Source organism: Microcoleus sp. bin48.metabat.b7b8b9.023 (assembly GCF_013299185.1).
GTDB lineage: Bacteria > Cyanobacteriota > Cyanobacteriia > Cyanobacteriales > Microcoleaceae > Microcoleus.
Window position 1 is genome coordinate 26,312 of the sequence record NZ_JAAFKG010000009.1, and the last position, 24,057, is coordinate 50,368.

The window sequence follows — 24,057 nt, forward strand, 5'->3', positions numbered from 1 at the left end:
TGAGAATTGCTCTTGTCCCCCCCTTATTAAGGGGGATCTAATCTGTGGCTAGAAAATAGCCCCTAAAAACGATCGATCGCGACTTTTATCTAAACGCGCCGAATCAAGGTAATCCCATCCCTCAGTGGCACTAAAACCTGCTCTACGCGCGGATCGTCAACTAGAGCTTGATTGAATTGGCCGATCGCAATTCCATTAGCAGTAGCAGTACCTGATACATAGGGCTGTCCCTGCATCAGAGTATTATCCGCACAAATCAAGCCATTGGGTGCCAACAAACTTGTGGTGAGCAGTAAATCGAGATAGTCTGTATATCCAGCTTTATCAGCATCGATAAACACCAAATCGAACACTTCTCCAGCAGCAGCTAATTGTTTCATTGTTTCTAAAGCCGGTGCCACCTTCACTGAGATTTTGTGGCCAGCAGTCGATTCGTTGAAACACTTTTGGGCAAATTCAGCTACATAAGCATCTACTTCGCAGGCTACCACTTCTCCATCAACAGGAAGGGCTTCAGCCATCGCTAGTGCTGAGTAACCAGTAAACATCCCGATTTCCAGCACGCGCTGTGCCTTCGTCAGATGGACGAGAAATTTCAGCATTTGCCCTTCCACATGGCCCGAAAGCATCTCTTGTTCCAAGTGGCGCACTGTCTCGCCGTCGGAGAATCGCTTACTCCAATCTTCTGATTGGGTGCGCTTGACTAAGGTGGCTAAAGCGGGAGATTCCGCTGTGGTACAAAGGTTCAGGTAAGGATCGAGACCATTTGCTAATTCGTAGGCTTGTTGTAATTCTGCCTTGAAAGCTCGATCGATCGCATCAATTGACTCTACCTGCTGGACAAGACTTTCCAGTTTAGCTGCTAAAATCCCGACTGGGGTAACAGGTCTCATCTTTATACCCCGGCTGTGGAAAGAGTCCCAACTTTGTCCAATACCACGTACATATTCTCGCCATCACCATTGCGCGGATAGCCATGACAGATTTTTTGATGCACCGCTAAGGATTCATCCAACTCAGTGCGAGTCAAATCGTTCATGAAAAAGCATTCACCAATGGGGCGGGGTGCTGCCGCACGTTGAAGGCCGTCACGGGTACGGGCGATGGATGTTGTGGCTTTCCAGAGCAATTCTGATGTGAGATGAGGGCTATCAATTGCTAGTCCGAGGCGACTCATTAATCCTAAGATGCGATCGCGATCGGCGATCGAAATGTAGCCCCGTTGTTGAGCAATCGTCGCCGAAAAAGCCATATCGATAGCGACACTGTGGCCGTGGAACATCGGAATTTCCGGTGTTAGTTCCAACGTCGGGCTCCAGGTGTGACCATAGGCAATCACTCGATCCAAATCTAGCTCATGTAGGTTTGGTACTTCTAATGCCAGCATTGACTGAATCGCATTATACGTTAAGCGATGTGCCACTTCTCGCAGTTCCGATGTGCCATCTAGATACCCAAAATGGCTGTGCAGCAATGCTTCGCCGTAGTTTTCCAACAACTCAAAGATTTCTGTGTTGCCAACAACTGCGATCTTAATTAACTCTGCCATGCCGTTGCGTATTTGGTCGATCGGCAGAGTTTTCAGGAAGGAGAAATCTAAAATTACTTTCTGCGAAGCGTGGTAAGCACCAAGGCGGTTTTTCAGTTTACCGTGATTCACAGCTACCTTGATCGCCACACTCGCATCAATCAGCCCAATCAGGGTTGTTGGTACGCGAATGTAGTTAGTCCGACGGCGATAGGAGGAGCAGGCAAAACCTGTTACGTCAGTAGTCAATCCACCACCAACCACCAATACAGGTTCTTTCCGCACCAGTCCGAAATCAACGAAGGCATCTATGATGCTTTCAAAAGTTGTTAAGGTCTTATCCGGTTCCTTGATACTCACTGGAAAGACTGTTAAATCTATCTCGTGATACTGGAAGTAAGCGTGCATCTGCTTGCCGTACAAACCATACACTGTCTGGTCTACAACCATTAGACAGCGACCAAATTGCCGATAGCTATCGGCAATCTCTGGATTTTCGAGTTTGAAAGCGCCATCTACATATAGTAGACTGAAATCAATTTTTTCGTACCCTTCAATGTGAAAAGCGCGATCGGTGGCTGTAAATGTAGCTTGAATGTCACCCATAAATTTTTTTCACTTTCGTGTTGGTAAGTAACGGTAAGTATCCGGGCGAACCTCAAACTTATCAATCCCTTTGTTGGTAAGCTTCCTAGGTATTAACTGGACAAATTTATTATTTAATATTACGTTAACAATTGACCTGAAAATTTACTTTCAGACCTGTTTGTTAAGAATACGTTAAATACTGTTTGTACAGCATTTATGCTGAAAGCCATCCTAGGATCGAGTTGAGACGGCCTCAATGCTTACACAAAACTTAACATAACGAATTTCTCATATTTGTGCAACCAAATTTAGATAAATCTCATAAAACTGTTGAGGAATATTAGATAATGGGCGATTTTTAGTTAAAAAATTTACAGATAAATCAGTATTTAAGGAAATTAATGTATTATAGAATACTCAGTAAGTCGAAGAGCGATCGCGATTGACAATAAATGTATAAAATGATACTGAAAATTCAGGGAGTGTTTTAAAGTCAATTCAGCTTAGGCTGGAAACACCAAAGACAAATCCAGAGACAAATCGGGAAAACCCGGAATTACAACAGCCTCATTTTGCAGAGCGACTCGTTTGGATCGATAATTGAAATCCCCTTGTCTTTCTTGATAAGGTTCGCTGTGCATTTCCAGTTGACTACCGACTAAGGAATGGCAATTTAATAACTTAAGCAATCTCGATCTTTCAATCCTTGCCTGCAAAGCTAGCGGGCGTAAAGATGCTGAAATTATTGAATTTTCATTCCTAAATTAAATATCCAATAATTAGTAATCCCAGCTTCAGCATAGAGAGATAACTTAGTTCTTTGATCGTACTTTAAAGTAGAATCAGAAACCTCAATTACCAACAAGATATCCGCCGATTCTGGGTGAGAAGCTAAATAATTATCATCGCGATTGCGGGCGATAACCACATCAGGTTCTGGTTCGCTATCTGTAGTAGACAAAATAATCGGCTCTTGTGCGCGCAGATGAGCAATTCTTGCGATTAAAATGACTAATTCCTGAAGTAAAAGAGTGTTACAAACAGAGTGAAACGTAGTTTTAGCAGCCTTGATAATAAGTAAGTTCTCCGCGAATCAATTCAACTCGCTCATCAGGACTGAAAAATCCCAGTTCTCCTAAACGGTGATATTCTGCGATCGAGAATCGTTTTGCAGTTACAGTAGTCATAGCTTTGCTTACCTAGTATTCTACAAGCGATGAGCGAGGCGGATCCTCTGGATCTCGATTCCCAGGCAGAGCCGGGGAACCAGTTGGCATGACATAATGATATGTATTAAGCCCGATCGCCCGGGAGCACTTGAACAGCAGCAGCCTCCGGTAATCGATCGTAAGAACTTCCACCCAAACCATTAACTTGACGCATCAAAGTGCCCATTTCCAAAGCACTCATCCCATAATTCCAGCCCAAATTGCTCTTAATTCCCGCCCTTTCCAAAGCTTGCTGCATCGTGTCAGTCGTCACCACCCCAAATATCACCGGTACTCCTGTTTGAAACGCAGCCGCAGCAATTCCCTTAGAAACCTCACCAGCTACAAAATCGAAATGCGGAGTTTGACCGCGAATTACCGCACCCAGACAGATTACCGCATCGTAGCGGCCAGACTGAGCAGCTTTGCGGGCAACCAAAGGAATTTCAAAACATCCGGGAACCCAATAAAAATCAACTTGATTTCCATGAGGATTGATATCAACTCCGTGGCGTTTCAAACAATCTTGGCATCCTTCCAAAAGTTTGTTGACAATCAAATCGTTAAAACGACCGATGACTATCGCGAATCGCAAAGATTCTGTTTTAGTAAAATTTCCCTCGAAAACTGCCATAGTGCTCTAATTTTAGATTTTAGGTTTTAGATTTTAGATTTTTGTTTGCAAGAAGGCAAAAGTTAGAAAGCAGAAACATCTGATTTTAATCTGGAGTGCACAAACATACAGGATCGCGCGGGTTGAAAAATTTTTAGTGGGTACCGAATACCGAATACCTTCAAAATTCTGGTTGATGCCTTCAGCCTTCTATCTTTTACCTTCTTTATTCGATAGCGATGGGCGAGCTTAAACCACCAAAAAGTTTAATACAGCCACTGCAATAACCAGCAAAAACCACAGGCCTGAACCTGCAAAAATCAAGGTTTTAGACTGATTCCAGTTTTGGGGAGAGGCATAAGCCACAGGCACGCCAACTACCATCACAAAAGACAGCAGTACCAGAGCCAGTAAAACAACTTGAAACACAATTGATAACATTTTTTCTCCTTTCGATATAGCCGTGCGTTGACTAGAAATAGTTTGTGGTAATCTGGATGAAAATTCCAGATTATAGTTTTTGACCCGCTCAAAAACGGGTTGGCTTCCCCGACTTACGTCGTGGAGATTTCAAGATTTTAGACCAAAGTTGCATCTCCCAGATCGATCTGTGGAGTAAATCTAAAATCTAAAATTTAAAATCGACTGACTCGATTGCGATCGCAATCCAGAAATTGTCGGTTGATTGATACGAAAGAGACTGTGCAAATTCGGGCGTTGCGCGAACAGGCGCCAGTGGCTCTTGAGATTTGCATCAATTTTATCATTGTTCGCTACTGCACAGAAAACTGGAAAGCTTAAGTTATAGTCCACAGTCGTGTCAACTTAAAATCAAACCATCAGTCCAACTGTCCGACAAGGGTTTTAACTCCTGGCGGTCTTTCGGGCTAAGCTTTAAGCATTGACTATAGTGCGATCGCCCGGTATCAAAGCCCCAGAAATTGCTAATGTGAGGGTGAGAGATGCGGGATTTTCGGCTATGGACTTAGTTTTGTGCCACACAACAGCAGATTTTGACGCCTTAGGCGCAGCGGTGGGACTTTGCGTGCTGCGCCCCGGTAGCAGAATTGTGCTGACTGGGGGCTGTCACCCGACGGTGCGGGATTTTTTGGCGCTGCACCGCGACGAGTACCCGCTGATCGAACGCCGATCGGTCAATCCGCAACAAATTCGATCGATTAGTATAGTAGATGCTTCGGGGCGCGATCGTTTGGGAAAAGCCGCCGAATGGCTGGATTTGCCACACCTCAACGAAATAGCGGTTTTTGACCACCACCTGCAAGCCGATTTGGACATCCCCGCGACTGTTACCCAAATCGAAGCTGTCGGCGCAACCACCACATTAATTGTCGAAAAACTCCGGGAAAAGCTCAAAAATTCAGCAGAAAACGGCGATACAACATCCCAGCTTTTACCTTCAGAAGCCACAGTCATGGCCCTCGGTATCCACGTCGATACGGGTTCCCTCACCTTCGAGGGGGCCACCGCGCGAGATGCAATGGCTTTGGCGTGGTTGATGGAACAGGGAGCAAGTTTGCGGGTAATCTCTGAATATGTAGAACCCGGTTTGTCTCCGCAATTGCAGGATTTGCTGAGAGAAGGGTTGGAGAATTTGCGATCGCAAACCTTGCACGGTTATACAGTAGCTTGGGTATTGCTATCGACTGAATCTTACGTACCCGGACTTTCGGCGCTAGCTTCTCGCTTGTTGGATTTAACTGAAACCGATGCTCTACTTTTAGGCAATGTTTATAAATTTAGCGAAAACGACAACCGCAACATCGCCCAATCGCCAGTTTCCAACCGCTTAGCTATTATCGGTCGATCGCGCATCGAAGGCACAAACCTCAGCGAATTGTTCAAACCTTTCGGCGGCGGAGGCCACGCCCGCGCCGCATCCCTCGCCACCCGAGATGTCGATCCGCTACTAACTTTAAATCAATTAGCAGACGAACTCAAAGCTCAAATCCCGCACCCTCCCACCGCCCGCGAGTTAATGTCCTCGCCAGTCCGGAGCATTCGCCCGGAAACCTCCGTGGGAGAGGCTCACCGTATCCTCCTGCGCTACGGGCATTCTGGTTTGTCAGTGGTGGATGCAGGCGATGGCGTCCCGCCCCGCAAGCTACGGCTGGCAGGCATTATCTCGCGCCGCGACATTGATATTGCCTTACACCACGGTTTCAGTCACGCCCCGGTGAAGGGTTACATGACTCCGCAGCTAAAAACGATCGCCCCGGATACCTTGCTGCCAGAAATTGAAGCTTTAATGGTGACATACGATATCGGGCGTTTGCCAGTATTGGAAAACGGCCAACTGGTGGGAATTGTGACTCGCACTGACGTGTTGCGGGAATTGCACCAGCAAAAAGCGCGCGATAGGGGCAGTAATTCTCAATTGTCCAATTATCCTGTATCTGAGTCGGTTGAGCAGTTGTTGCGATCGGGCATTAGTAGCGAATTATGGCAATTATTGTCGATCGCAGCCAACATTGCCCAACAGCGGGGCTGGCAACTTTATATTGTCGGTGGAGCAGTCCGCGATTTACTATTAGCAAAGGACGATAAACTCGCCCTCACAGACATTGATTTGGTAGTGGATGGCAACTGCGGTACCAACGATTCCGGTGCCGGAGTCGAATTAGCCTCAGCCCTGCAAAAGCTTTACCCAGAGTCGCGTTTGGACGTTCACGGTCAATTTCAAACCGCCGCCCTGTTGTGGCACAAAGACTCTGCTTTCGGCTCCCTCTGGCTGGATATCGCAACGGCTCGTACTGAATTTTATCCCTATCCGGCTGCAAATCCTGAAGTTGAAGCGAGTTCGATCCGCCAAGATTTGTACCGCAGGGATTTTACTATTAATGCGCTGGCTGTGCGGTTGGGTGTTAAGAGCAGCGGCGAATTGTTGGATTTTTTTGGCGGTTTGCTAGATTTAGAATCGCGGCAAATTCGAGTTTTGCACGCTAACAGTTTTATCGAAGATCCGACGCGGATTTATCGGGCTGTGCGGTTTGCGGTACGGCTGGGATTTGCAATTGAATCGCAAACTGAAGGATACATCCGCCACGCTTTGGAAAGCGGGATTTATTACCGAATTCAGGGAGAAAACGGCAGAGCTCCGGCTTTGGAAACTCGGCTGAAAAGTGAATTGAAGTACATTTTGCAAGCTCATTATTGGAAGGTGGCTTTGAAAATGCTGGGAGATTTGCAGGCTTTGCGCTGCATTCATCCTACTCTGGAGTTGGATCGGGAGTTATGGCGGCGGTTGCGTTTGCTCGATCGATGTTTGAATGGAAGGAAGTTCGGCAACGGATTTCGTAACGGATTTAACGGATTGATGTTGAAAGAGGCAACTATTGCCAATTCCCAGTTACCAATTACCAATTACCAATTCCCTGTTATCAATATTCCTGATTGGCTGATGCGGCTGGAAGTTTTGATCGCTTATTTAGCACCGGAATATCGGGTTAAGGTGGCGGGAAATCTTCAGTTACCTGCTGACAGTATTAAGCGGCTGGAAGTTTTGGAAGCTGGAAATCAGGAATTAGCAAAGGGTTTACTGAAGTGTAATTTACCCAGTCAATTAGTGTTTCTGTTGAGGAATTATGAGTTGCCGCTGTTAATTGCGATCGCCCTGCAAAGCCCCCGCAGCGCCCGCCGCCAGATTTGGCAATACCTCACCCGGTTGGCGAATGTTGAGCCGCCTTTAAACGGCAATGACTTGAAGGATTTGGGTTACAAGCCCGGGCCTGGGTTTAAGGTAATGTTGGATGATTTGTTGGCGGCTGCGTTGGATGGCGATTTGGGCGATCGGGCTAGCGCGCTCTCTTTCTTAGCACAACGTTATCCTCAATCTTAGTCTGCTATGTCAGCAGCACCTTATTTTTTGTCAATTGATGAGCTAATACTTGCTAAATTTTACCAAGAAGAATGGGTTTAAACCCTCCTCCTTCGAGGGGGAAATAAAACAAAATTATTCACTGTTTCAATCATCGGACTTATAGTTAGAGGTCGCTTTCCAACTGTCAACTGTCAACTGTCAACTGTCAACTGTTGAATGCCATCTTCTATCCGTTAAATCTCGCGCAAGCGAATTCGTTGCCGAACTTATTCCTTCTTTATTCACAAGCCGATCGTCGCACATTATTGATATTTTGAGAATTTACGTGAAAAAACAGCGCCCTCCTGGTTTAATCGCAATTGTAGTTTACAAAAGTTTTGTAGCAGCCCTCTTGACAGTAACTTCCGTCGCTTTGCTTTTAGCGCTGAAGAATCATCAAGCCTTGGAGGATTTTTCGGAATCGTACTTCTTAGAAAGTAAATTAAAAATAATTGAGCTTTTACTAGATAAAGTTCTAAGTGTAAAGCCTAAAACATTACTATTTAGCGGACTAGCAGCCGGACTTTATGCCGCTTTAACTGCTCTTGAAGCAGTTGGTTTGTGGTACGAAAAAGGGTGGGCGACTATTTTGGTTTTAGCGCTGGTAGGTATCAGTATCCCGCCCGAAATATATGAGTTATTTCATGGTTTTACCGTACTTAAGCTGGTGGTTTTTATCGCAAATATAGCGGTGTTTTGGTATTTGCTGCACCATTTGCCGAAGCACGGTAAGGAAGATTAAAGTTCAATACGCTTGAGTCCTAAGGTGCACCGCCATTAAAAATTACTCAAAAAAAATGACTTTTCGAGTAGCGACGCACCTGTGCCATTGTGCTTTCACAAAACAACCATGTTTGTAATATGAATTTTCAAAACTCTTGCAACATTATTCGTAAGGTGCGGATACATCAACAATCCCTAAAATTAATCGACAATCTTGCGGCAACGAATCTTACCTACAGAGTCGATCGCACAAGCCAAACACTTGTTTTGTACACTACTTTTGATAAATGGTATAAATAGAATCCCCTTCCATAGCCTTTCTCAGCAAGATCGGGTACAAGTTGAGATTTTCCATTTTTCGATTTGAGATTGGGGATTGACGGATTGATTCGTCAATACTTCATTCTTTTGAGAATCTATATCATAATAACGACCATAAGTCAAATAAAAACCTAAATCTTTACACAAGCCTGCCAGTGGTAAAGACTTGATAAAGAAAAGAGGGGTTATACCCCCCATGAGTTATAGTTATTGATATAGATGCACCCTGATGGCTTTCCCGTTCCACAAGAGCGGGATTTTTATTGGCAAAAAATTGTGTTAAGTTTTGAGACAACGGCTACAGATAAAATAACTGCCAGAGGCAAAGATGACCTGGCAGAGCAAAACCGATAACTAGGGCGCCGATCGTCGATCGAACATCCAGCCTAAAGAAAGCTAAACAACCCAAAGGCGGTAGCATAGTTTGGGAACCGGCATCAACTAAAGATGAACTTAGCGCCAGCAACAGTCCTGCAAAAGGGCAAATACACAATTAACGCGACTTTAGGCAGAGGAGGGTTCGGCATCACTTACCGAGCTACCCACACCCAATTAAACCAAACCGTCGTACTGAAAACTCTCAACGAAAGTCTGCGCCAACACCCAGCCTCTGCCCAGTTTCAGCAGCAGTTTATTGCCGAAGCCCAGCGCCTGTCTCGATGCCAGCATTCAAACATCGTCAGGGTAATTGACTTTTTTGAAGAAGCCGGACAGTCTTTTATCGCGATGGACTACATTCCAGGCCAAACTCTCGCCCAAATAGTCGAAACCGATCGACCTTTACCAGAAGCCCAGGCCCTGCACTACATTCGGCAAATAGCCTCAGCGGTAAGTACGGTTCACCACTGCGGATTGCTACACGGAGACATCAATCCAGAAAATACGATCCGGCGAGCCGATTCTCATCTAGTAATGTTGATAGACTTCGGTATTGCTCGCGACTTTACCGCCGGGACGAAGCAAACTCACACTAACTTGCTTTCCCCAGGATACGCGCCGATCGAACAATACCTCTATGACGGTAAATGTACACCGGCCACAGATGTTTACGCGATCGCCGCCACCCTCTACTACTTGCTCTCCGGCGTAGCACCCGTAGCAGCACCCCTGCGCGATCGCATTCCCCTGGCTTCTTTGCGGCAATTTCAGCCCAACCTCAGCCCCGGTATTGAGCGAGCAATCCTTCAGGGACTCGAAACAGACCCCCAGAAACGCCCCCAGACAGTGGAAAATTGGCTTACTATGCTGCAAGAAACAGAGCGAGTACCCGCACAGAGAACCGGCAAGCAAAGTTTGCGATTGCCAGCACCTCCCCCCCTGCCGTTGACCTTGCTGGCGTTTGTCGTCACGGCTGCAATTGCTGGCTGGATGGGTTTTGACTTGGCCTGGCGCTACAACAGCATCAATGCCAGCAACAACAGATCCACAACTCAATCCTTCCCATCTTTGGAAGATTTGCTCAAATCCCGCGATCTTTCAGGGCCGATGTTTGGGCAGCCGTCTGTCGAAAGCAGCCCTCTGGTTCCACTCCAACTCAACAAGCGCCCCAAACCCACGTCAGACAGCAGCATACCAGAACCGATCGACAACTCAACAGCTAGCACCCAACCTTCTGCCTCCCCAAGCCCGGAGACTCCCGCCCCCGATCCTGAACCTTCAGCATCCCCAACTCCCGATCCCGAAGCGCAGATCTCTGAGTACCCCATTCCAGAAGCTAAAACTGAAACCCAGCCAGCACCCGAAGCAGCATCCGCACCTGTACCAGAAGTTCCGCCCCTGCCACCGGAATCCCGCAGATCCTCCCCTCCCGTACCCGCACCCGCCCCGTCTGCTGCCAATAGTTCTGAAACATTCCCACAGCAAGAATCCGCACCGACAGTGCCGTCACCGGCCCTAGGATCGATCGATCCGCCAATACCAAGCCAAAACGGCAGCAATTCCGATACTTCGATCGCACCTTACTCGCAGCCCCCCGTGCCAGAACCGACAGTGCCTTATCCTGAACCTGTGACAAATTAGTATTCTTTTTTTTGCTTAAAAGGGCGAACTAATCCTTTGTTTGAGGATTGACTAAATATCCATCGATTGTGGAGCGAATAACGCCATTCCGAACCACAGACAATTTCGCACAACCTGCGATCGACTCAGAAAATATCAATAGCCATTGCCGAAAATTATCGAATATTTTCTATCACCTAACTAATCAGAATGGAAACCCCAAAATTTATAAATATTTGATATTTTGTGGTAAATTATGTTAATATTGAGACCGGACGGCTGGGTTGTGCGAGGTCGCCCATTAGTTCTGCCAAACCTACTAAGCTTGAGAAAGGTTTCAGTAAGACCCAACCTGAAAATGCCGTGAGTTGCGGTGGTGGCGCCCTATGTGCGATCGCGATCGGTGCAAACAGTTGTTTTTTTCGGTGCAAGCCAGGGTGGTCGATCGATTCGGGCAAAGTTCCTTTCTTGGGGAACAAGCGCCATCGAGGATAAGCAAGTTATAATTTGTTGCGGAAGCGTACAGAGATTTTTTATGAGTAAACCCCCAGTTCATGCCTTTTTTGTAGGCAGAGCAGTTGCCGAAGCACTGTACGAGCAATTAGAAAGCGCAGCAACCAACGCTTTCTCCGAACTCGGCAAATTTGACGCCGAACAAAGAGAACGCCTGCGCCAGTTCACAGATCGAGTTGTAGAACGGGCTAATCGAGCTGCCGATGAGGCGATGCAGACCAGAACTGGTACTGGAACCACCAGCACTACTACTGACATTCAAGACATCCATCCCGCAGACTTGCAAGTAACGATCGACGAACTGCGCGCCGAAGTCGCTCTCGTGCGATCGGAATTGCAGCGCTACCGCAGCAGTTTGCCTTAACAAAGGGCGATTCCAGCGGACGATAGCTCCGAAGTGACGATCGCAACAACTACTGATTGTTACAAGAGCGCATTGCTTTGCGCTCCTGCGCTCCTTCTTACCAAGAAATTGGGTCTAAAGCCCCGTCCTTCTAGGACGGCTTTAATTTTTTAATTATTGCACTATTCCATTTCTATCTACCATCTTAGCCATAGATAAGCTATCATAGAGATATGCTAAACATGACCTACGAGTACAAACTAGAACCCACTTCATCCCAATCTCAGACCTTTGACCACTGGTTAGAAGTCTGTCGCAAGGTGTGGAATTATGCTCTTAGAGAGCGGAAAGACTGGTACAACTCAAGGTCATGTGGAATCAACGCCTGTAGCCTAAAATCCGAATACATTATTCCCGCTGATAGCCCTAGACCAAACTTTGCCGTGCAGTGCAAATCTTTGACCACCGCTAGACAAAGTAATTCAGAGCTAAAAACTGTCCACTCCCAAGTATTGCAGCAAGTTCTCAAGCAATTAGAGAAAGCCTTTACTTCTATGTGGGAATCAGGTTTTGGCTTTCCGAGGTTTAAGAAGAAAGGCAGAATGAGAAGTTTCCTGTTCCCTACTCCTAATAAAACTGTAGTAATCGGGAATAGGATTAACCTACCCAGTATTGGCTTAGTTAAGTTCAGAGATTCTAGACCTATCCCTGATGGTTTTGTAGTCAAGCAAATCAGAATAGTTAAAAGAGCCTCTGGATACTTTGCCATGTTAGCTTTAGCTCTAGATGTAAGTATCCCTACTACCATGCCTCATGGCTATGCCCTAGGAATCGATCTAGGTTTAGAGAAATTTCTCGCTACCTCCGATAATGAACTAGTTGCCAGACCTAAATTCTTTGTGGATGCTCAACGCAAGCTGAAATCGCTGCAAAAAGTAGTCAGTCGCAAAAGAATCGGGTCAAAAAACTGGCAAAAAGCTCAAAAAAAAGTAGCAAGATACCATCAACATATCAGTGACAGTAGGAAGGATTTCCATTTCAAAACCGCCCATCATCTCTGTAATCAAGCAGGAATGATATTTGCTGAAGATTTGAATGTCAAAGCAATGGCAAAAGGGATGCTCTGCAAGCACACTCTAGATGGGGGATTTGGACAATTTCTATCTATTCTGGAATATGTTTGTTTCAAGAAAGATGTATTTTTCTTAAAGGTAGATAAAAATGGTACATCTCAAACCTGCCCTCAGTGCCAGACTCATACAGGAAAGAAGCCTTTGAGCTTAAGAATTCATCAATGTCCTGAGTGTGGATATGAAGCAGATAGAGATGTAGCAGCAGCGCAGGTAGTAGTCCAGCGTGGGCTTGCAGCGGTAGGGCATACCGTCAAGATGCTTTCAGAGGGTAAAGCTACTAGGCTCCCTGTGATGAAAGAATCCCCGTCTCTTTAGAGCGGAGAGTGTCAACTGCAATCAAAGCAACAACATAAAATAAGCAATTTGGGAACCCAAGTGTCTGCTCTCCTTGATGACTCTGTTAATCGCCAGCGCTCCCCCAAGCGTACTAGCGACGCCGATGAGCCAAAAACTGCTGGTAAATCCTACAAAAGTAAAGCTTATCGCTGGAATCGCGAAAAATATTCCCGGCAGCGACGCTTCTTCGACATTTGGGCCTTTGTCTTGCTCTGGCTGGCTTCGCTGTGGTTCGACAGCAAAAACTGGAGCTACTGGGGAGGTGTAACTGAAGAAAAGAAAGTTGCCAGACGCCGCTTTCAAGCTATCTGGGTTCGAGAAACACTATTGGATTTAGGCCCGACTTTCATTAAAGTTGGACAATTATTTTCCACCCGCGCCGACTTGTTCCCCGCAGAGTTTGTCGAGGAACTTTCTAAGTTGCAAGATAAAGTGCCTGCTTTCAGCTACGAACAGTTAGAGGTAATTGTCGAGCAAGATTTGGGCAAGACTGTTGAGGAACTCTACCGCAGCTTCGATCCTGTGCCCCTGGCCGCTGCCAGTTTGGGTCAGGTACACAAAGCTCAACTGCACTCGGGCCCGGAAGTTGTAGTTAAAGTGCAACGCCCTGGACTGCGAAAGCTGTTTGAAATAGATTTGCAAATTCTCAAGGGAATTGCTCGCTATTTTCAAAACCATCCTAAGTGGGGCCGCGGCCGAGATTGGATGGGGATTTATGAGGAATGTTGTCGCATTCTGTGGCTGGAAATAGACTATCTCAATGAAGGCCGGAATGCTGATACTTTTCGCCGCAATTTTAGCAACTGCGACTGGGTGCGGGTGCCGCGAGTTTATTGGCGCTACGCGGCTCCGCGAGTGCTGACTTTGGAATACCTACCAGGGATTAAAATCAGCCATTACGAAGCTCTCGAAGCAGCCGGGATCGATCGCAAATTAATTGCTCAGTTAGGTGCGAAAGCTTATTTGCGACAGTTGCTCAACGATGGCTTTTTCCACGCAGATCCACACCCCGGCAATATCGCTGTTAGTGCTGACGGATCTCTGATTTTCTACGATTTCGGCATGATGGGTCAAATTCAGTCCAACGTCCGCGAAGGACTGATGGAGACTCTCTACGGCATTGCTTCCAAGGATGGACAGCGGATTATGGATTCTCTGATCAACTTGGGCGCTTTGGTTCCTACAGGCGATATGAGTCCGGTGCGCCGCAGCATCCAGTATATGCTCGATAACTTCATGGACAAGCCTTTTGAAGAGCAGTCCGTGAGCGCCATTACCGACGATCTTTACGATATAGCCTACGATCAACCTTTTCGCTTCCCAGCTACCTTTACTTTTGTAATGCGAGCTTTTTCGACGATTGAAGGTGTGGGCAGGGGTTTAGATCCCGAGTTTAACTTTATGGAGGTGGCACAACCTTTTGCCATGCAGCTTATGACTAATGGAAATGGGCCGGATGCAACGAGCAGCATTTTTAACGAACTAGGCCGTCAGGCGGCTCAGGTGAGTTCGACTGCTTTGGGTTTGCCCCGCCGGATTGAGGAGACTATTGATAAACTCGAACAGGGAGATTTGCGGATTCGAGTCCGTTCTTCCGAAGCTGAGCGATTGATGCGCCGCATGAGCAACGTTCAAATGGGCACTAATTATACTTTGATGATGAGTGCTTTTACTTTGTCGGCGACAATTTTGTTTGTCAGCAATCAAGTATGGCCCGCTGTCGCTGTGGCTTTGCTGGCTGCGGGTGCTGGGTTTGCTCTGTTGCGTTTGTTCAAACGGATCGATCGATTAGACAGAATGTCATAATGCGGCCAATTGACGATCGAGAATTTCTGACTTGCGATTTGTCGCCTGCAAAAACTTAACATTTAACGAGTTCGCCGGGAATTCCCCATCCTCTCGTAGTGTAGGAACAGCGTAGCGTCTTCCGCAACGAAGAAGGGTGGGGATGAAAGGCAGGTGGATGTAGCGCAGCGGAGTCCACAAACTACCGAGAAAGCAACGAACAGAAGATTTATTTACTACTTTTCTATTTTTGTAGTAAGATACTGGAATGATGAAAGCAGTCAAGGTCAGAATTTATCCATCCGACGAGCAGAAAAAAGCGCTGTCAAAAGCGTTTGGCTGTGCTCGTTGGTTTTGGAATAATTCACTGACCCAGACCAATCGGCTCTATAAAGAAACTGGGAAAGGCTTATCTCAGCAAGGAATGAATGACCGCCTACCAGGGCTAAAAAAAGAGTTTGAATGGTTGGCCCAAGCTTATAGCCAGGTGCTTCAATCGGTCTCATTGAACCTGTCGAGGGCTTTTATCAACTTCTTTGAAGGTCGGGCAAAATTCCCTAACTTCAAATCTAAGTTCGACAAGCAATCGATTCAGTATCCCCAAAACGTCAAGATTACCGATGAAGGCTTAAAACTGCCTAAGTTGGGTGTGATTCCCGCCAAAATTCACCGCGTTCTTGATGGTCAACTCAAAACCGTGACCGTCTCGATGACACCATCAGGCAAGTATTTTGCCTCATTGCTGTTTGATGACGGGGTGCCAGAACTGGCTAAATCCAGTGACGGGAAGGCGGTAGGGATTGATTTGGGTTTGACTCACTTTGCCATCACGTCAGATGGATCAAAGTTTGACAATCCAAGGGTGTTGAAAAAGCGGGCCAAGAACCTGAAGCGCAAGCAAAAAAAGCTATCGCGTAAAGTTAAAGGCTCAAATACGCGCCTGAAGGCGAAACGCATTGTGGCGAGAGTCCACGAGCGGATTGCTAACACCCGAAAAGACTTCCTGCATAAGCTCTCACGCAAAATGGTGAACGAGAACCAAGTCATCTGCGTTGAGAATTTGGCAGTGAAGAATATGGTGAAAAATCACAACCTAGCTAAAGCAATCAGTGATGCTAGCTGGAGTGAATTCACCCGAATGCTTGAATATAAAGCAAAAGAGGAGGGGAAGTGCTACGTCGAAGTAGACCGTTTTTTCCCATCCTCAAAGACTTGCTCAGTCTGTCTCAATCGAGTTGGTAATTTGCCGTTGAATGTGCGGTCATGGCAGTGTCAAAGCTGTGAAACAAAGCATGACCGGGATGTCAACGCAGCGGTCAATATTCGAGATGAAGGACTCCGTATTTTAGCGTTAGGAACTAGCGCTACTGCCAAGGGAGGGAAGGTAAGTCCAAAGTCTGGAAGGCGTAAGTCATCCGTTTCTAAGGCACTACCCGTCGAAGTTGGAAGCTCCGCCCTCAACGACCGAAGCGCTCAGGGCGCGTAGGAAGTAGGGCGGGGTAGTTCACTGTTAAGTTTTCGCAGGCTGACAACAAGTTTCTCAACTTGACAGCTATTACTTGCTAGGGACACTAAAACCCCGGTTGCTGCATAGATTTCTCCCCAGCCAAATGTCTTATTTTGAAGCTAGAAATCGTTTTTTTTGGGCAGGTGCTGCTGAATGCAGCTTGATTCACGAAACTTTTCAGACGGAATGAGCATCAGACGATCTACAATGTAAGGCTAATGAAGTGCAATTTTTCCAAGACTAGCGATCGGCAGAAATTTCCAGTACCGTTCGGAATTTTAAGTTTTGTAATCAAAAATTGCACCCGTTAAATCAAGCTTTTAAGTTCGATGAGTCCCATCAGCAATCTATGAAACGCTCTTTCGCAGGTAAGACAGACACAGGGCTAGTTCGTTCCGTAAATCAGGATTCGTACTACATAGACCCTGACGGGCGATTTTTCATAGTAGCCGACGGCATGGGAGGACACGCGGGAGGTCAAGAAGCCAGTCGGATTGCGACTCAGGCGATTCAATCTTATTTGCTCGAACATTGGGAAGGGCCTGAAGATTCTCCCCTGTTGTTGGAAAAGGCTTTGTTAATTGCCAATCAAGCAATTTTGACCGATCAGCTCGAACATCCCGAGCGTGCTGATATGGGTACTACGGCTGTGGTTCTGATCTTTAGGGATGAGGGCAGACCTTGGTGCGCTAATATCGGGGACTCTCGCTTGTATCGGCTGCACGGATCTCATTTGGATCAGATTACTGAAGACCAGACTTGGGTGGCTCAGGCTGTCAAAAGAAAGGCCCTGACTCCGGATCAGGCTCGCAGTCATCCTTGGCGTCACGTTTTGTCCCAGTGTTTGGGCCGCGATGATTTGCAGGAAATAGATATTCTGCCGGTGGACGTAAAGCCCGGGGATCGCTTGTTGCTGTGCAGCGACGGCTTGACTGAGGAACTTTCCGATCCTTTGATTGCTTCGCCTCTGAAGTCGATTCGCGCCTGCGAGGGCGCTGCAACTGCTTTGATTGAAGCCGCCAAGGATAAAGGGGGACGGGACAATATTACTGTGGTGATCGTGACGATCGACCTCAAATAATATCCTCGCGCCCTCGCACACCTAAAAATCTCCCAATCCCCCAATCAAAAAATCTAAAATCTAAAATCGAATGGTTCGCGTTATCGGTTTGATGAGTGGCACGTCGGTAGATGGCATTGATGCTGCTTTAGTGGATGTGGTCGGTTCCCAAGCAGACTTAAAAGTGCAGTTGGTGGCCGGCAAGACTTTCCCTTATCCTGCTACTTTGCGATCGCAAATTCTCTCAGTTTGCAGTGGTTCCGCGTTGTCCATGGCTGAGTTCGCTGAATTAGATGATGCGATCGCCCAAGAATTTGCCAAGGCAGCATTGACAATTCAAACAGAATATGATAAGGCAGAATTAATCGGCTCTCACGGTCAAACGGTCTACCACCGACCCCCAGGGAATACGGAAAAGAGCAGTTTTTCTGCTGCACCTAGCCCCGGCTCAGACATGGGTTACAGCTTGCAACTCGGGCGGGGCGCGCTCATCGCGCAATTGACAGGCATTACGACTGTGAGCAATTTTCGATCGGCAGACATTGCAGCAGGAGGTCAGGGAGCACCCTTAGTCCCAATAGTTGACGCCTGCCTGCTTGCCGAACCCAACCGCAATCTCTGCATCCAAAATCTCGGCGGAATTGGCAATTTTACTTATCTTCCTGCTACGAAAGATCGAGAATTGGCCCAGAAGTCTGCGGTTTCTCCTCTGGGCGAGGGTATCTTGGGTTGGGATACCGGGCCGGCAAATTCGCTGTTAGACTTGGCAGTGCAGCACTTCTGTGACGGAACAAAAACTTGTGATGAAGGTGGAGCTTGGGCGGCAAGCGGCACTCCCTGTCAAGCTTTAGTAGAGAATTGGCTACAGCAAGATTTTTTCATCCAAGCACCGCCCAAATCTACAGGGCGAGAGTTATTTGGTGTAGACTATTTTAACCGTTGTTTGGTCGAGGCTCAAGGTTACAACCTCAGTCCTGCTGATGTGCTGGCTACTTTGACGGAACTGACAGTTGCTTCGATCGTTCACAGTTACCAAACTTTTTTGCCGCAGATGCCCGATCGAGTTTTATTGTGCGGGGGCGGCAGCCACAATCTCTACTTAAAACGCCGATTGCAAGCACAATTGCATCCAGTGCAAGTGTTGACTACTTCTGAGGCAGGCTTGAGTGTAGATTTTAAAGAGGCGATCGCTTTCGCGGTTTTAGCCGTCTGGCGGGTTCGGGGTATTCCCGGCAATCTGCCTCAAGTTACTGGTGCTTGCGCGCCGGTTCTGTTAGGAGAAATTAACTCTTGTTGGCACAGTTGGGCATGATAGCATAGAGTCTGAGGGACAACGGCTGTGCGTTGTTGCACCAGCATTGTAGCCAGCAGGAAAAGCATAGGAACAGCACTGTGGCTCACACGTTTTTAATGGAATCTGGCCAATGGACGCTCGAAGGAAGTTGGATTGAGCGCAATGGCGTGCCAATTACGGTAAAAGGCAAAACTTTAGTGAGCTGGAACCGAACAGATTGGTTCAGTATGGTGACGAAGCTCGTGTTTCCAGGAGGCGATCGCGAAGAGATTATTTTGCAGTACCGAGGACACCTCAACAACGATGAGCGGCAGTATACTTTTGTACTCCAACACAGCGAACTCGGCCGAGTCGAGGGCGAAGGTTGGATTGCTCCCCAGTCGATCGTCCAACGTTACTGGGTACTCGGAGATGAACGCCAGCGGCGGACGGGTTTTGATACCCTCCACCGCGTTGATGAAAATCGCTACTACCAATCTAGTGGCATCATGTCTGGTCATTACTTGACGAGTACGATGGAGGCAACTCTGGAACGTCAGTCGGATTGACACTCTCAGCGCTAAAGCGACTGAGATTCTTAAGACATTGCGGTCTTAATATCCTGATTGCTCAGGTTCCCAAACTCACCACGTTTGCTCTGCGAGCGTGGTAATATTTTTTGGGCGTTTAGGTGTTGAATACCAGGTTTCGCGGAGTCCCCGCGTACCATTCTCAAGGCTCGGTCTCTAATCGTTTTTGCAGCACCAATATCGGCGTGTTCGTGATATCCACATTCCACACAGATGAATTTCTCTCCATTCCTGTTGGATTTATCGATGTGTCCACAATTTCTGCATTCAGTGCTAGAGTGTTTGGGATTAACTTTAATTACGATTTTTCCTTGCTTCACAGCTAGATACTCAATCTTTAATCCCAAATCGCCCCAGCCCGCATCAGAGATAGCACGATTCAATCCCTTTTTCCTGGATTGCCCGTTCTTCAGAAACCTCCCAGTTTTCTCATCACTTTTTACCTTGCATCGGCGCATCATCCCAGGGATATTCAAATCTTCTATGGCAATTACATCAACGCTTCTAGATACAATCTTATTCGCAGTTTTCCATTGATGCGCTTGGCGTTTATTGCCAATCTTTTGATGGAATCTGCTAACTCTGATAGCTGCTTTTTTGCGGTTTTTACTGCCTTTTGTTTTGCGGTTAACCCGTCTCTGTCTAATTTTTAGAGTACGTTTAGCTTTTTTATTGGTCGAAAACCTAGGGTTCTCAATTTGGTAGCCATCAGAAAGATGAACCAGTTTAGTGAGTCCTAAGTCGCAACCGATTACTTTGGGATTGTTACCGAGAGCTTTGGGGCTGTATTCAGGTACAGACTTATCTTCTATTCTCACGGAAACATACCAATCATTCTGTCGTTTTCTAACTGTGCAAGCCTTGATGGTAAAACCATTTGGGATTGAGCGAGAGTTGTAAAACCGCATCCAACCCAGTTTAGGTAGGTAAATTTTATTACCCTTAATTTTTACTCCCATTACGAAAGTAAAAGATGTGAAGTTGCTGCGGTTTTTAAATTTAGGAAATCCCCTACCCTCAAAGAAGTTTTTGTAGGCAATATCTAAGCGTTTAACATTCTGTTGTAAAACTGTTGAATCTATGGCGTTGTACCAAGGTCTAGCCATTTTTAACTCAGGTAATGCTGTAATCTGAATGTCACCAGCATTTCGACGCGGATTTCTAGTTTTACCTTCAAAGTCTGACTTAGAATCTTTCCAAGGATTTCCGGTTGCGCCATTTTTACTTACGAAGCAGGTCAATGGTGAAGCTTCGACTTTCGTTCTAATGTCACTGTAATTGCCTTGGATAAACTGCTGATTGTACTGACATATTCTGTCATTTAAGCACCAATTATACTGGCTTCGCAGCATATCTATCCAAGCCGACATTTTTGATGACTGTGTTTGATTGGGTCGCAACTTATAAACATAATTTGTTAGCAATCTGGTTCACCTCCTTAGCTTGTATTTTAACGTCTTTTTTTGGTTTTAAATATTAAGATTCAAGAAAAATTTACGGCGGTTGAAACCGCCCGTGCTGCTTGCATCTCAGGTCTAAAGACTCAGAGTTTTCCGCTTGCCGAATGTTTTTTACAACTCTTTTTAGAGTTACAAGTGGCACGATCCAGAACTTGAGTAGAAAATTAAAGGTTTTGCTTGTCGGAGATCGCCTTTTGATGTTCGACTTGCTCAATTCTTGCTCAAAGCCATCCGCTGCAACTTGAGAGGGCTAGCGCCGTGCAAATCTAACTTTATTGCAGATTAAAAGCTTTAGTTGAAGTGTTAAGCTCGCGATCTAGCGGTTCTCAGAAAGATGAGGTATATCAAATTATGCTGCGATAATCAGGGAGAGTGCACACACGAAGACCATATTTACCGGAGAGAAACCTCAGAAAGCTTGTAATACATATCGCTTACCAATTGCCAGACATACCTCATATTTTTGAGAAAAGCTATATCAAACAATTTGCATTTCTGGAAATTAGATTTATTAATTTATTCTACCCAATTTCAGAATTTATGGGTTTAATTTATTGTATAAGAAATATAGATATTGTCGAAAAATTTATAATGTTTAAGAGGCGGAGCGATAAATTCTTGTTGCTTTGTGCTGCGATCGTCGATCGGACTATTACGGAGAATCGATCCCAACTTTTAGTAGAATCAAAAGACAATAAAGTGGGAGTTTGTCTAGACCCGAGGATGAGTTCTCGATAGGTCGCTAAAAATTGTTTCTACCAAATGCCTCTAACCTGATAAATTCATCCGTATATCAGTGTCGGGTTCTGAGGATATTCTTGCCTTGTATCTTCGAGTGACGCCCCATCACCCCCAACTCCTTTCCGCCTGAGGGAAGAGAGTAAGAGACGGAGGTCGCCGACTGCGACTCTAGGCTACTCAACGCCTGGATTGGGCTCTAGACCCCAATGGTGTTTGAGAAAATGGCGGTACATGGTTTCGCGCAACATCATTTGCTCGTAAAGCTTGACCAAAAACTCCTGAGCTTGCTCGCGGCTCATGCCACTTACCTGTGTTTTGAAGGAACACAGGCTAAATTGCTGCTCCAAAGACAATTCTGCTGGTTGGCTCATGACTTTGACTCCTGTAGTAAGTAAAAGTGACTTGACAGTGAAACCTGGATTAACCAGATTTGTAAGTTGTTTCTGTAAGTTGCTTCAGCGATCGGCTCTTGGTTTCAGGATGTCCCGCAAGCCTATCTCGCTTTAGTATATTACAAAAGGTAACAATAATTTGACAAAATTACCATCCTCCCCAAGAAATAACTCGATCTTAGAGATGGCAGGATGTCCGCAAAAGTTCCTTCCGCAGACTTATACCACTCTATCTACTTGTCAAAAGAAAAAAGGCTCAGTATGAACCAAAATAATTGCAGCGATTTATACCAACTCGTGCGGAAATTCTCTCTGAGTAAGGGGGAGAGCGGGTGAGGGGAGATCGGGAGAGTGGGAGAATTTATATTTCTCTCTTCTCCCTTACCTTCTTCCTTGTATCGGTTATCAAATCATTTGCTGGCTTCGGAGTTCAACCCTCAACATCCATTCGTTAAATCGGCTACACCTGTTAAATCCCGCACACTGCTTCCGAACTTAGAAGCGTTCCTGCTAATTGGAGGGAGGGACATTCGGCTGTGGAGTAGCAGCTCCGGGCCTGGAATTGGGGGCAATGGGTGCGGGCGAAACGGGAGGAATTCCTAGATTTCCCCCAGAGTTGCTCGGCTGCTGTCCCGGTGCTGGAAGAGGAGATTGAAACTGATTGGGATTGAACTGCTGCTGCCCCGGAGCCGGGAGAGGAGATTGAAACCGATTTGGATTGAGCTGCTGTTGCCCAGGATCTACGGGAGACGGCAGAGGTTGAGGGTAATTGCCCGAAGGTGCCGCAGGAATCCCCGAATTGGGAAGCGACGGATTATTCGGCTGGGCAGAGGGAGCTGAACTAGGAAGAGTTGCTAGAGCTACTCTATCGCCCCCTACCTCTCGCAATTTGTCTAAAACCTCCACAACTTTGGCGTATTTAGCATTTTGAGGAGCGTACAACACCGTCAAGCCGGCAGGATTTGTGCTGTGGAAACTCTTTAAAACTCGATCGAGCTGCTGGTAATTAACAGGCAATTGGTCGATATAAGTTTGCCCGAAATCGTCAATGCTGACAATCAGCATCTCTCGCATCTGCGTTTGTCCAGTCTTCGCCTTCGGCAAATCGACATTAATCGCTTGCTGGCGAGTCAGTTGCAAAGCCGCCACCAAAAAAAACGTCAGAATGCAAAAGATCACGTCAATTAAAGGCACCAGTTCAATCCGAGCCTCTTCAGCAGGAGTATCTAAGTGAATCTTCATCAGTTGTTCTTTGTTCTAATTATTAGAAGGTGAATCTTCAGCCGGATCGGAACCTTTCAATTTCGGCTCCCTGAGACGTTCTCCCGATGATTCTTGAGAATTGAGAGAACGCCTGTTCAAACCATCGGAACCAAAGGAAGAATTGTTGTGCTCTGTACCGGGCGATCGACCTTTAGCATTAGCAGTCGGCCAATATTGTCTGTAGAGCAATTCCATTTCATTTCCAGCTTTGCGAAATATTTTGGCTTGGTTGAACAAAAAAGCTTGAAATATCCGATAAAACGCCAAGGTAAAAATTGCTACTACCATCCCACTCGCAGTCGTGATCAGCGCCTCGCTAATCCCCAAAGTCACGCCAGTGGTTGCCGCCGTACCGATGTCGCCCAGACGGATGGAACTGAGGGAGTTAATCAAGCCCAAAACTGTTCCCAGCAAGCCCAGCAAAGGGGCGAGAGCGATCGTCGCTTCTAAAATTTTGTCCCCGCGGCGCATCGAAGCCAACTCTTCATCGGCGGCTGCTTCGAGGGCGAGTCGAAATAAATCTGGTTCGGGATTGTACAGGCGCAGGGGTGCAGAAAGAAATCGCCCGATCGGCTGTCGGTTGGCCTGTCTGGCAATCTCGCTAGCCGCCCCCCAATCGCTGCGCGCCGCGTCGAGAATCCGGTTAACAATCTGCTTCTCTTTGCTCAAGAGACTCGCCCAGAACCACAAACGCTCGATAATTGTGCTTACAGAGAGAATCGATAACACTAACAGGGGCCACATCGCTGGGCCGCCTTTTTGAAACAGTTCTTGAATATTCACAATATTTTTGCTCCTGCATTAC

22 protein-coding genes are annotated in these 24,057 nt (G+C 46.5%); 11 read left to right on the forward strand and 11 right to left on the reverse strand.

The genetic code is table 11. The annotated features are described in order from the left end of the window. Positions 1 to 89: 89 nt before the first annotated feature. The 7 genes from QZW82_RS07525 to psbZ form a co-directional block, all read right to left on the reverse strand. On the reverse strand, positions 90 to 893 hold the full coding sequence (locus QZW82_RS07525; protein ID WP_293146682.1) for a class I SAM-dependent methyltransferase: 804 nt from the start codon (positions 891 to 893) through the stop codon (positions 90 to 92). A gap of 2 nt (positions 894 to 895) precedes the next feature. Continuing rightward, positions 896 to 2,134 carry a sedoheptulose 7-phosphate cyclase gene (locus QZW82_RS07530; RefSeq protein ID WP_293146684.1) on the reverse strand — a complete coding sequence of 413 codons (1,239 nt, stop codon included), beginning with the start codon at positions 2,132 to 2,134 and terminating at the stop codon, positions 896 to 898. Between the two features lie 485 nt (positions 2,135 to 2,619). Beyond that, positions 2,620 to 2,805 carry a hypothetical protein gene (locus tag QZW82_RS32205; protein WP_366664984.1) on the reverse strand — a complete coding sequence of 62 codons (186 nt, stop codon included), beginning with the start codon at positions 2,803 to 2,805 and terminating at the stop codon, positions 2,620 to 2,622. Between the two features lie 53 nt (positions 2,806 to 2,858). Continuing rightward, entirely contained in the window at positions 2,859 to 3,191 is a 333-nt protein-coding gene (locus QZW82_RS32210) for a Uma2 family endonuclease (protein ID WP_366664986.1), read from the reverse strand. Beyond that, on the reverse strand, positions 3,175 to 3,303 hold the full coding sequence (locus QZW82_RS32215) for a hypothetical protein (RefSeq protein WP_366664985.1): 129 nt from the start codon (positions 3,301 to 3,303) through the stop codon (positions 3,175 to 3,177). The genes QZW82_RS32210 and QZW82_RS32215 overlap by 17 nt, the downstream gene beginning before the upstream one ends. A gap of 106 nt (positions 3,304 to 3,409) precedes the next feature. Beyond that, entirely contained in the window at positions 3,410 to 3,958 is a 549-nt protein-coding gene (gene ribH / locus QZW82_RS07540) for a 6,7-dimethyl-8-ribityllumazine synthase (protein WP_293146685.1), read from the reverse strand. Positions 3,959 to 4,186: 228 nt separating this feature from the next. Beyond that, positions 4,187 to 4,378: a photosystem II reaction center protein PsbZ gene (psbZ, locus tag QZW82_RS07545; protein WP_293146686.1), complete on the reverse strand. Its 192-nt coding sequence runs from the start codon at positions 4,376 to 4,378 to the stop codon at positions 4,187 to 4,189. Between the two features lie 538 nt (positions 4,379 to 4,916). Between psbZ and QZW82_RS07550 the strand changes: the two genes are divergently transcribed. The 11 genes from QZW82_RS07550 to QZW82_RS07600 all read left to right on the forward strand — a co-directional run bounded on the left by QZW82_RS07550 (position 4,917) and on the right by QZW82_RS07600 (position 19,375). Continuing rightward, entirely contained in the window at positions 4,917 to 7,793 is a 2,877-nt protein-coding gene (locus QZW82_RS07550) for a CBS domain-containing protein (RefSeq protein ID WP_293146864.1), read from the forward strand. A 307-nt stretch (positions 7,794 to 8,100) separates the two neighbouring features. Beyond that, positions 8,101 to 8,556: a DUF2127 domain-containing protein gene (locus QZW82_RS07555; protein WP_293146688.1), complete on the forward strand. Its 456-nt coding sequence runs from the start codon at positions 8,101 to 8,103 to the stop codon at positions 8,554 to 8,556. A gap of 749 nt (positions 8,557 to 9,305) precedes the next feature. Continuing rightward, entirely contained in the window at positions 9,306 to 10,877 is a 1,572-nt protein-coding gene (locus QZW82_RS07560) for a serine/threonine protein kinase (protein ID WP_293146690.1), read from the forward strand. 225 nt (positions 10,878 to 11,102) lie between these two features. Continuing rightward, positions 11,103 to 11,351 carry a hypothetical protein gene (locus tag QZW82_RS07565; protein ID WP_293146692.1) on the forward strand — a complete coding sequence of 83 codons (249 nt, stop codon included), beginning with the start codon at positions 11,103 to 11,105 and terminating at the stop codon, positions 11,349 to 11,351. 40 nt (positions 11,352 to 11,391) lie between these two features. After that, the gene (locus QZW82_RS07570) at positions 11,392 to 11,733 is read left to right on the forward strand and encodes a DUF6825 family protein (RefSeq protein WP_293146694.1); all 342 of its coding nucleotides are present in this window, start codon (positions 11,392 to 11,394) and stop codon (positions 11,731 to 11,733) included. A gap of 212 nt (positions 11,734 to 11,945) precedes the next feature. Continuing rightward, positions 11,946 to 13,160, forward strand: a complete 1,215-nt coding sequence (locus QZW82_RS07575) for a transposase (protein ID WP_293146696.1) — start codon at positions 11,946 to 11,948, stop codon at positions 13,158 to 13,160. A gap of 60 nt (positions 13,161 to 13,220) precedes the next feature. Then, positions 13,221 to 14,987 carry an AarF/ABC1/UbiB kinase family protein gene (locus tag QZW82_RS07580; RefSeq protein WP_293146698.1) on the forward strand — a complete coding sequence of 589 codons (1,767 nt, stop codon included), beginning with the start codon at positions 13,221 to 13,223 and terminating at the stop codon, positions 14,985 to 14,987. A gap of 247 nt (positions 14,988 to 15,234) precedes the next feature. Continuing rightward, a complete protein-coding gene (locus tag QZW82_RS07585) occupies positions 15,235 to 16,452 on the forward strand; it encodes an RNA-guided endonuclease TnpB family protein (protein WP_293146700.1) in 1,218 nt (405 codons plus the stop codon). 370 nt (positions 16,453 to 16,822) lie between these two features. Further along, positions 16,823 to 17,554 (forward strand): PP2C family serine/threonine-protein phosphatase, encoded by a 732-nt coding sequence (locus tag QZW82_RS07590; RefSeq protein ID WP_293146702.1) that lies wholly within the window; start codon positions 16,823 to 16,825, stop codon positions 17,552 to 17,554. Positions 17,555 to 17,624: 70 nt separating this feature from the next. Then, positions 17,625 to 18,845: an anhydro-N-acetylmuramic acid kinase gene (locus QZW82_RS07595; RefSeq protein ID WP_293146704.1), complete on the forward strand. Its 1,221-nt coding sequence runs from the start codon at positions 17,625 to 17,627 to the stop codon at positions 18,843 to 18,845. 80 nt (positions 18,846 to 18,925) lie between these two features. Beyond that, positions 18,926 to 19,375 carry a hypothetical protein gene (locus QZW82_RS07600; RefSeq protein ID WP_293146706.1) on the forward strand — a complete coding sequence of 150 codons (450 nt, stop codon included), beginning with the start codon at positions 18,926 to 18,928 and terminating at the stop codon, positions 19,373 to 19,375. Between the two features lie 29 nt (positions 19,376 to 19,404). Here QZW82_RS07600 and QZW82_RS07605 read toward each other — a convergent pair whose 3' ends face one another. The 4 genes from QZW82_RS07605 to QZW82_RS07620 form a co-directional block, all read right to left on the reverse strand. Continuing rightward, positions 19,405 to 20,820, reverse strand: a complete 1,416-nt coding sequence (locus tag QZW82_RS07605; RefSeq protein ID WP_293146708.1) for a transposase — start codon at positions 20,818 to 20,820, stop codon at positions 19,405 to 19,407. 950 nt (positions 20,821 to 21,770) lie between these two features. Beyond that, positions 21,771 to 21,968 carry an NblA/ycf18 family protein gene (locus QZW82_RS07610; RefSeq protein ID WP_293146710.1) on the reverse strand — a complete coding sequence of 66 codons (198 nt, stop codon included), beginning with the start codon at positions 21,966 to 21,968 and terminating at the stop codon, positions 21,771 to 21,773. A 531-nt stretch (positions 21,969 to 22,499) separates the two neighbouring features. Beyond that, positions 22,500 to 23,231 carry a biopolymer transporter ExbD gene (locus QZW82_RS07615; RefSeq protein ID WP_293146712.1) on the reverse strand — a complete coding sequence of 244 codons (732 nt, stop codon included), beginning with the start codon at positions 23,229 to 23,231 and terminating at the stop codon, positions 22,500 to 22,502. A gap of 15 nt (positions 23,232 to 23,246) precedes the next feature. Beyond that, on the reverse strand, positions 23,247 to 24,035 hold the full coding sequence (locus tag QZW82_RS07620; RefSeq protein ID WP_293146714.1) for a MotA/TolQ/ExbB proton channel family protein: 789 nt from the start codon (positions 24,033 to 24,035) through the stop codon (positions 23,247 to 23,249). Positions 24,036 to 24,057 lie beyond the last annotated feature (22 nt).

What these genes read in the sequence shown, in the direction of transcription:
- QZW82_RS07595 (WP_293146704.1), top strand. Translation starts at nt 17,625, where the DNA reads ATGGTTCGCGTTATCGGTTTGATGAGTGGCACGTCGGTAGATGGCATT.
- QZW82_RS07610 (WP_293146710.1), bottom strand. Translation starts at nt 21,968, where the DNA reads ATGAGCCAACCAGCAGAATTGTCTTTGGAGCAGCAATTTAGCCTGTGT.
- QZW82_RS07530 (WP_293146684.1), bottom strand. Translation starts at nt 2,134, where the DNA reads ATGGGTGACATTCAAGCTACATTTACAGCCACCGATCGCGCTTTTCAC.
- QZW82_RS07575 (WP_293146696.1), top strand. Translation starts at nt 11,946, where the DNA reads ATGCTAAACATGACCTACGAGTACAAACTAGAACCCACTTCATCCCAA.
- psbZ (WP_293146686.1), bottom strand. Translation starts at nt 4,378, where the DNA reads ATGTTATCAATTGTGTTTCAAGTTGTTTTACTGGCTCTGGTACTGCTG.
- QZW82_RS07525 (WP_293146682.1), bottom strand. Translation starts at nt 893, where the DNA reads ATGAGACCTGTTACCCCAGTCGGGATTTTAGCAGCTAAACTGGAAAGT.
- QZW82_RS07590 (WP_293146702.1), top strand. Translation starts at nt 16,823, where the DNA reads ATGAAACGCTCTTTCGCAGGTAAGACAGACACAGGGCTAGTTCGTTCC.
- QZW82_RS32215 (WP_366664985.1), bottom strand. Translation starts at nt 3,303, where the DNA reads ATGACTACTGTAACTGCAAAACGATTCTCGATCGCAGAATATCACCGT.
- QZW82_RS07615 (WP_293146712.1), bottom strand. Translation starts at nt 23,231, where the DNA reads ATGAAGATTCACTTAGATACTCCTGCTGAAGAGGCTCGGATTGAACTG.
- QZW82_RS07560 (WP_293146690.1), top strand. Translation starts at nt 9,306, where the DNA reads ATGAACTTAGCGCCAGCAACAGTCCTGCAAAAGGGCAAATACACAATT.
- QZW82_RS07585 (WP_293146700.1), top strand. Translation starts at nt 15,235, where the DNA reads ATGATGAAAGCAGTCAAGGTCAGAATTTATCCATCCGACGAGCAGAAA.
- ribH (WP_293146685.1), bottom strand. Translation starts at nt 3,958, where the DNA reads ATGGCAGTTTTCGAGGGAAATTTTACTAAAACAGAATCTTTGCGATTC.
- QZW82_RS07570 (WP_293146694.1), top strand. Translation starts at nt 11,392, where the DNA reads ATGAGTAAACCCCCAGTTCATGCCTTTTTTGTAGGCAGAGCAGTTGCC.
- QZW82_RS07550 (WP_293146864.1), top strand. Translation starts at nt 4,917, where the DNA reads ATGGACTTAGTTTTGTGCCACACAACAGCAGATTTTGACGCCTTAGGC.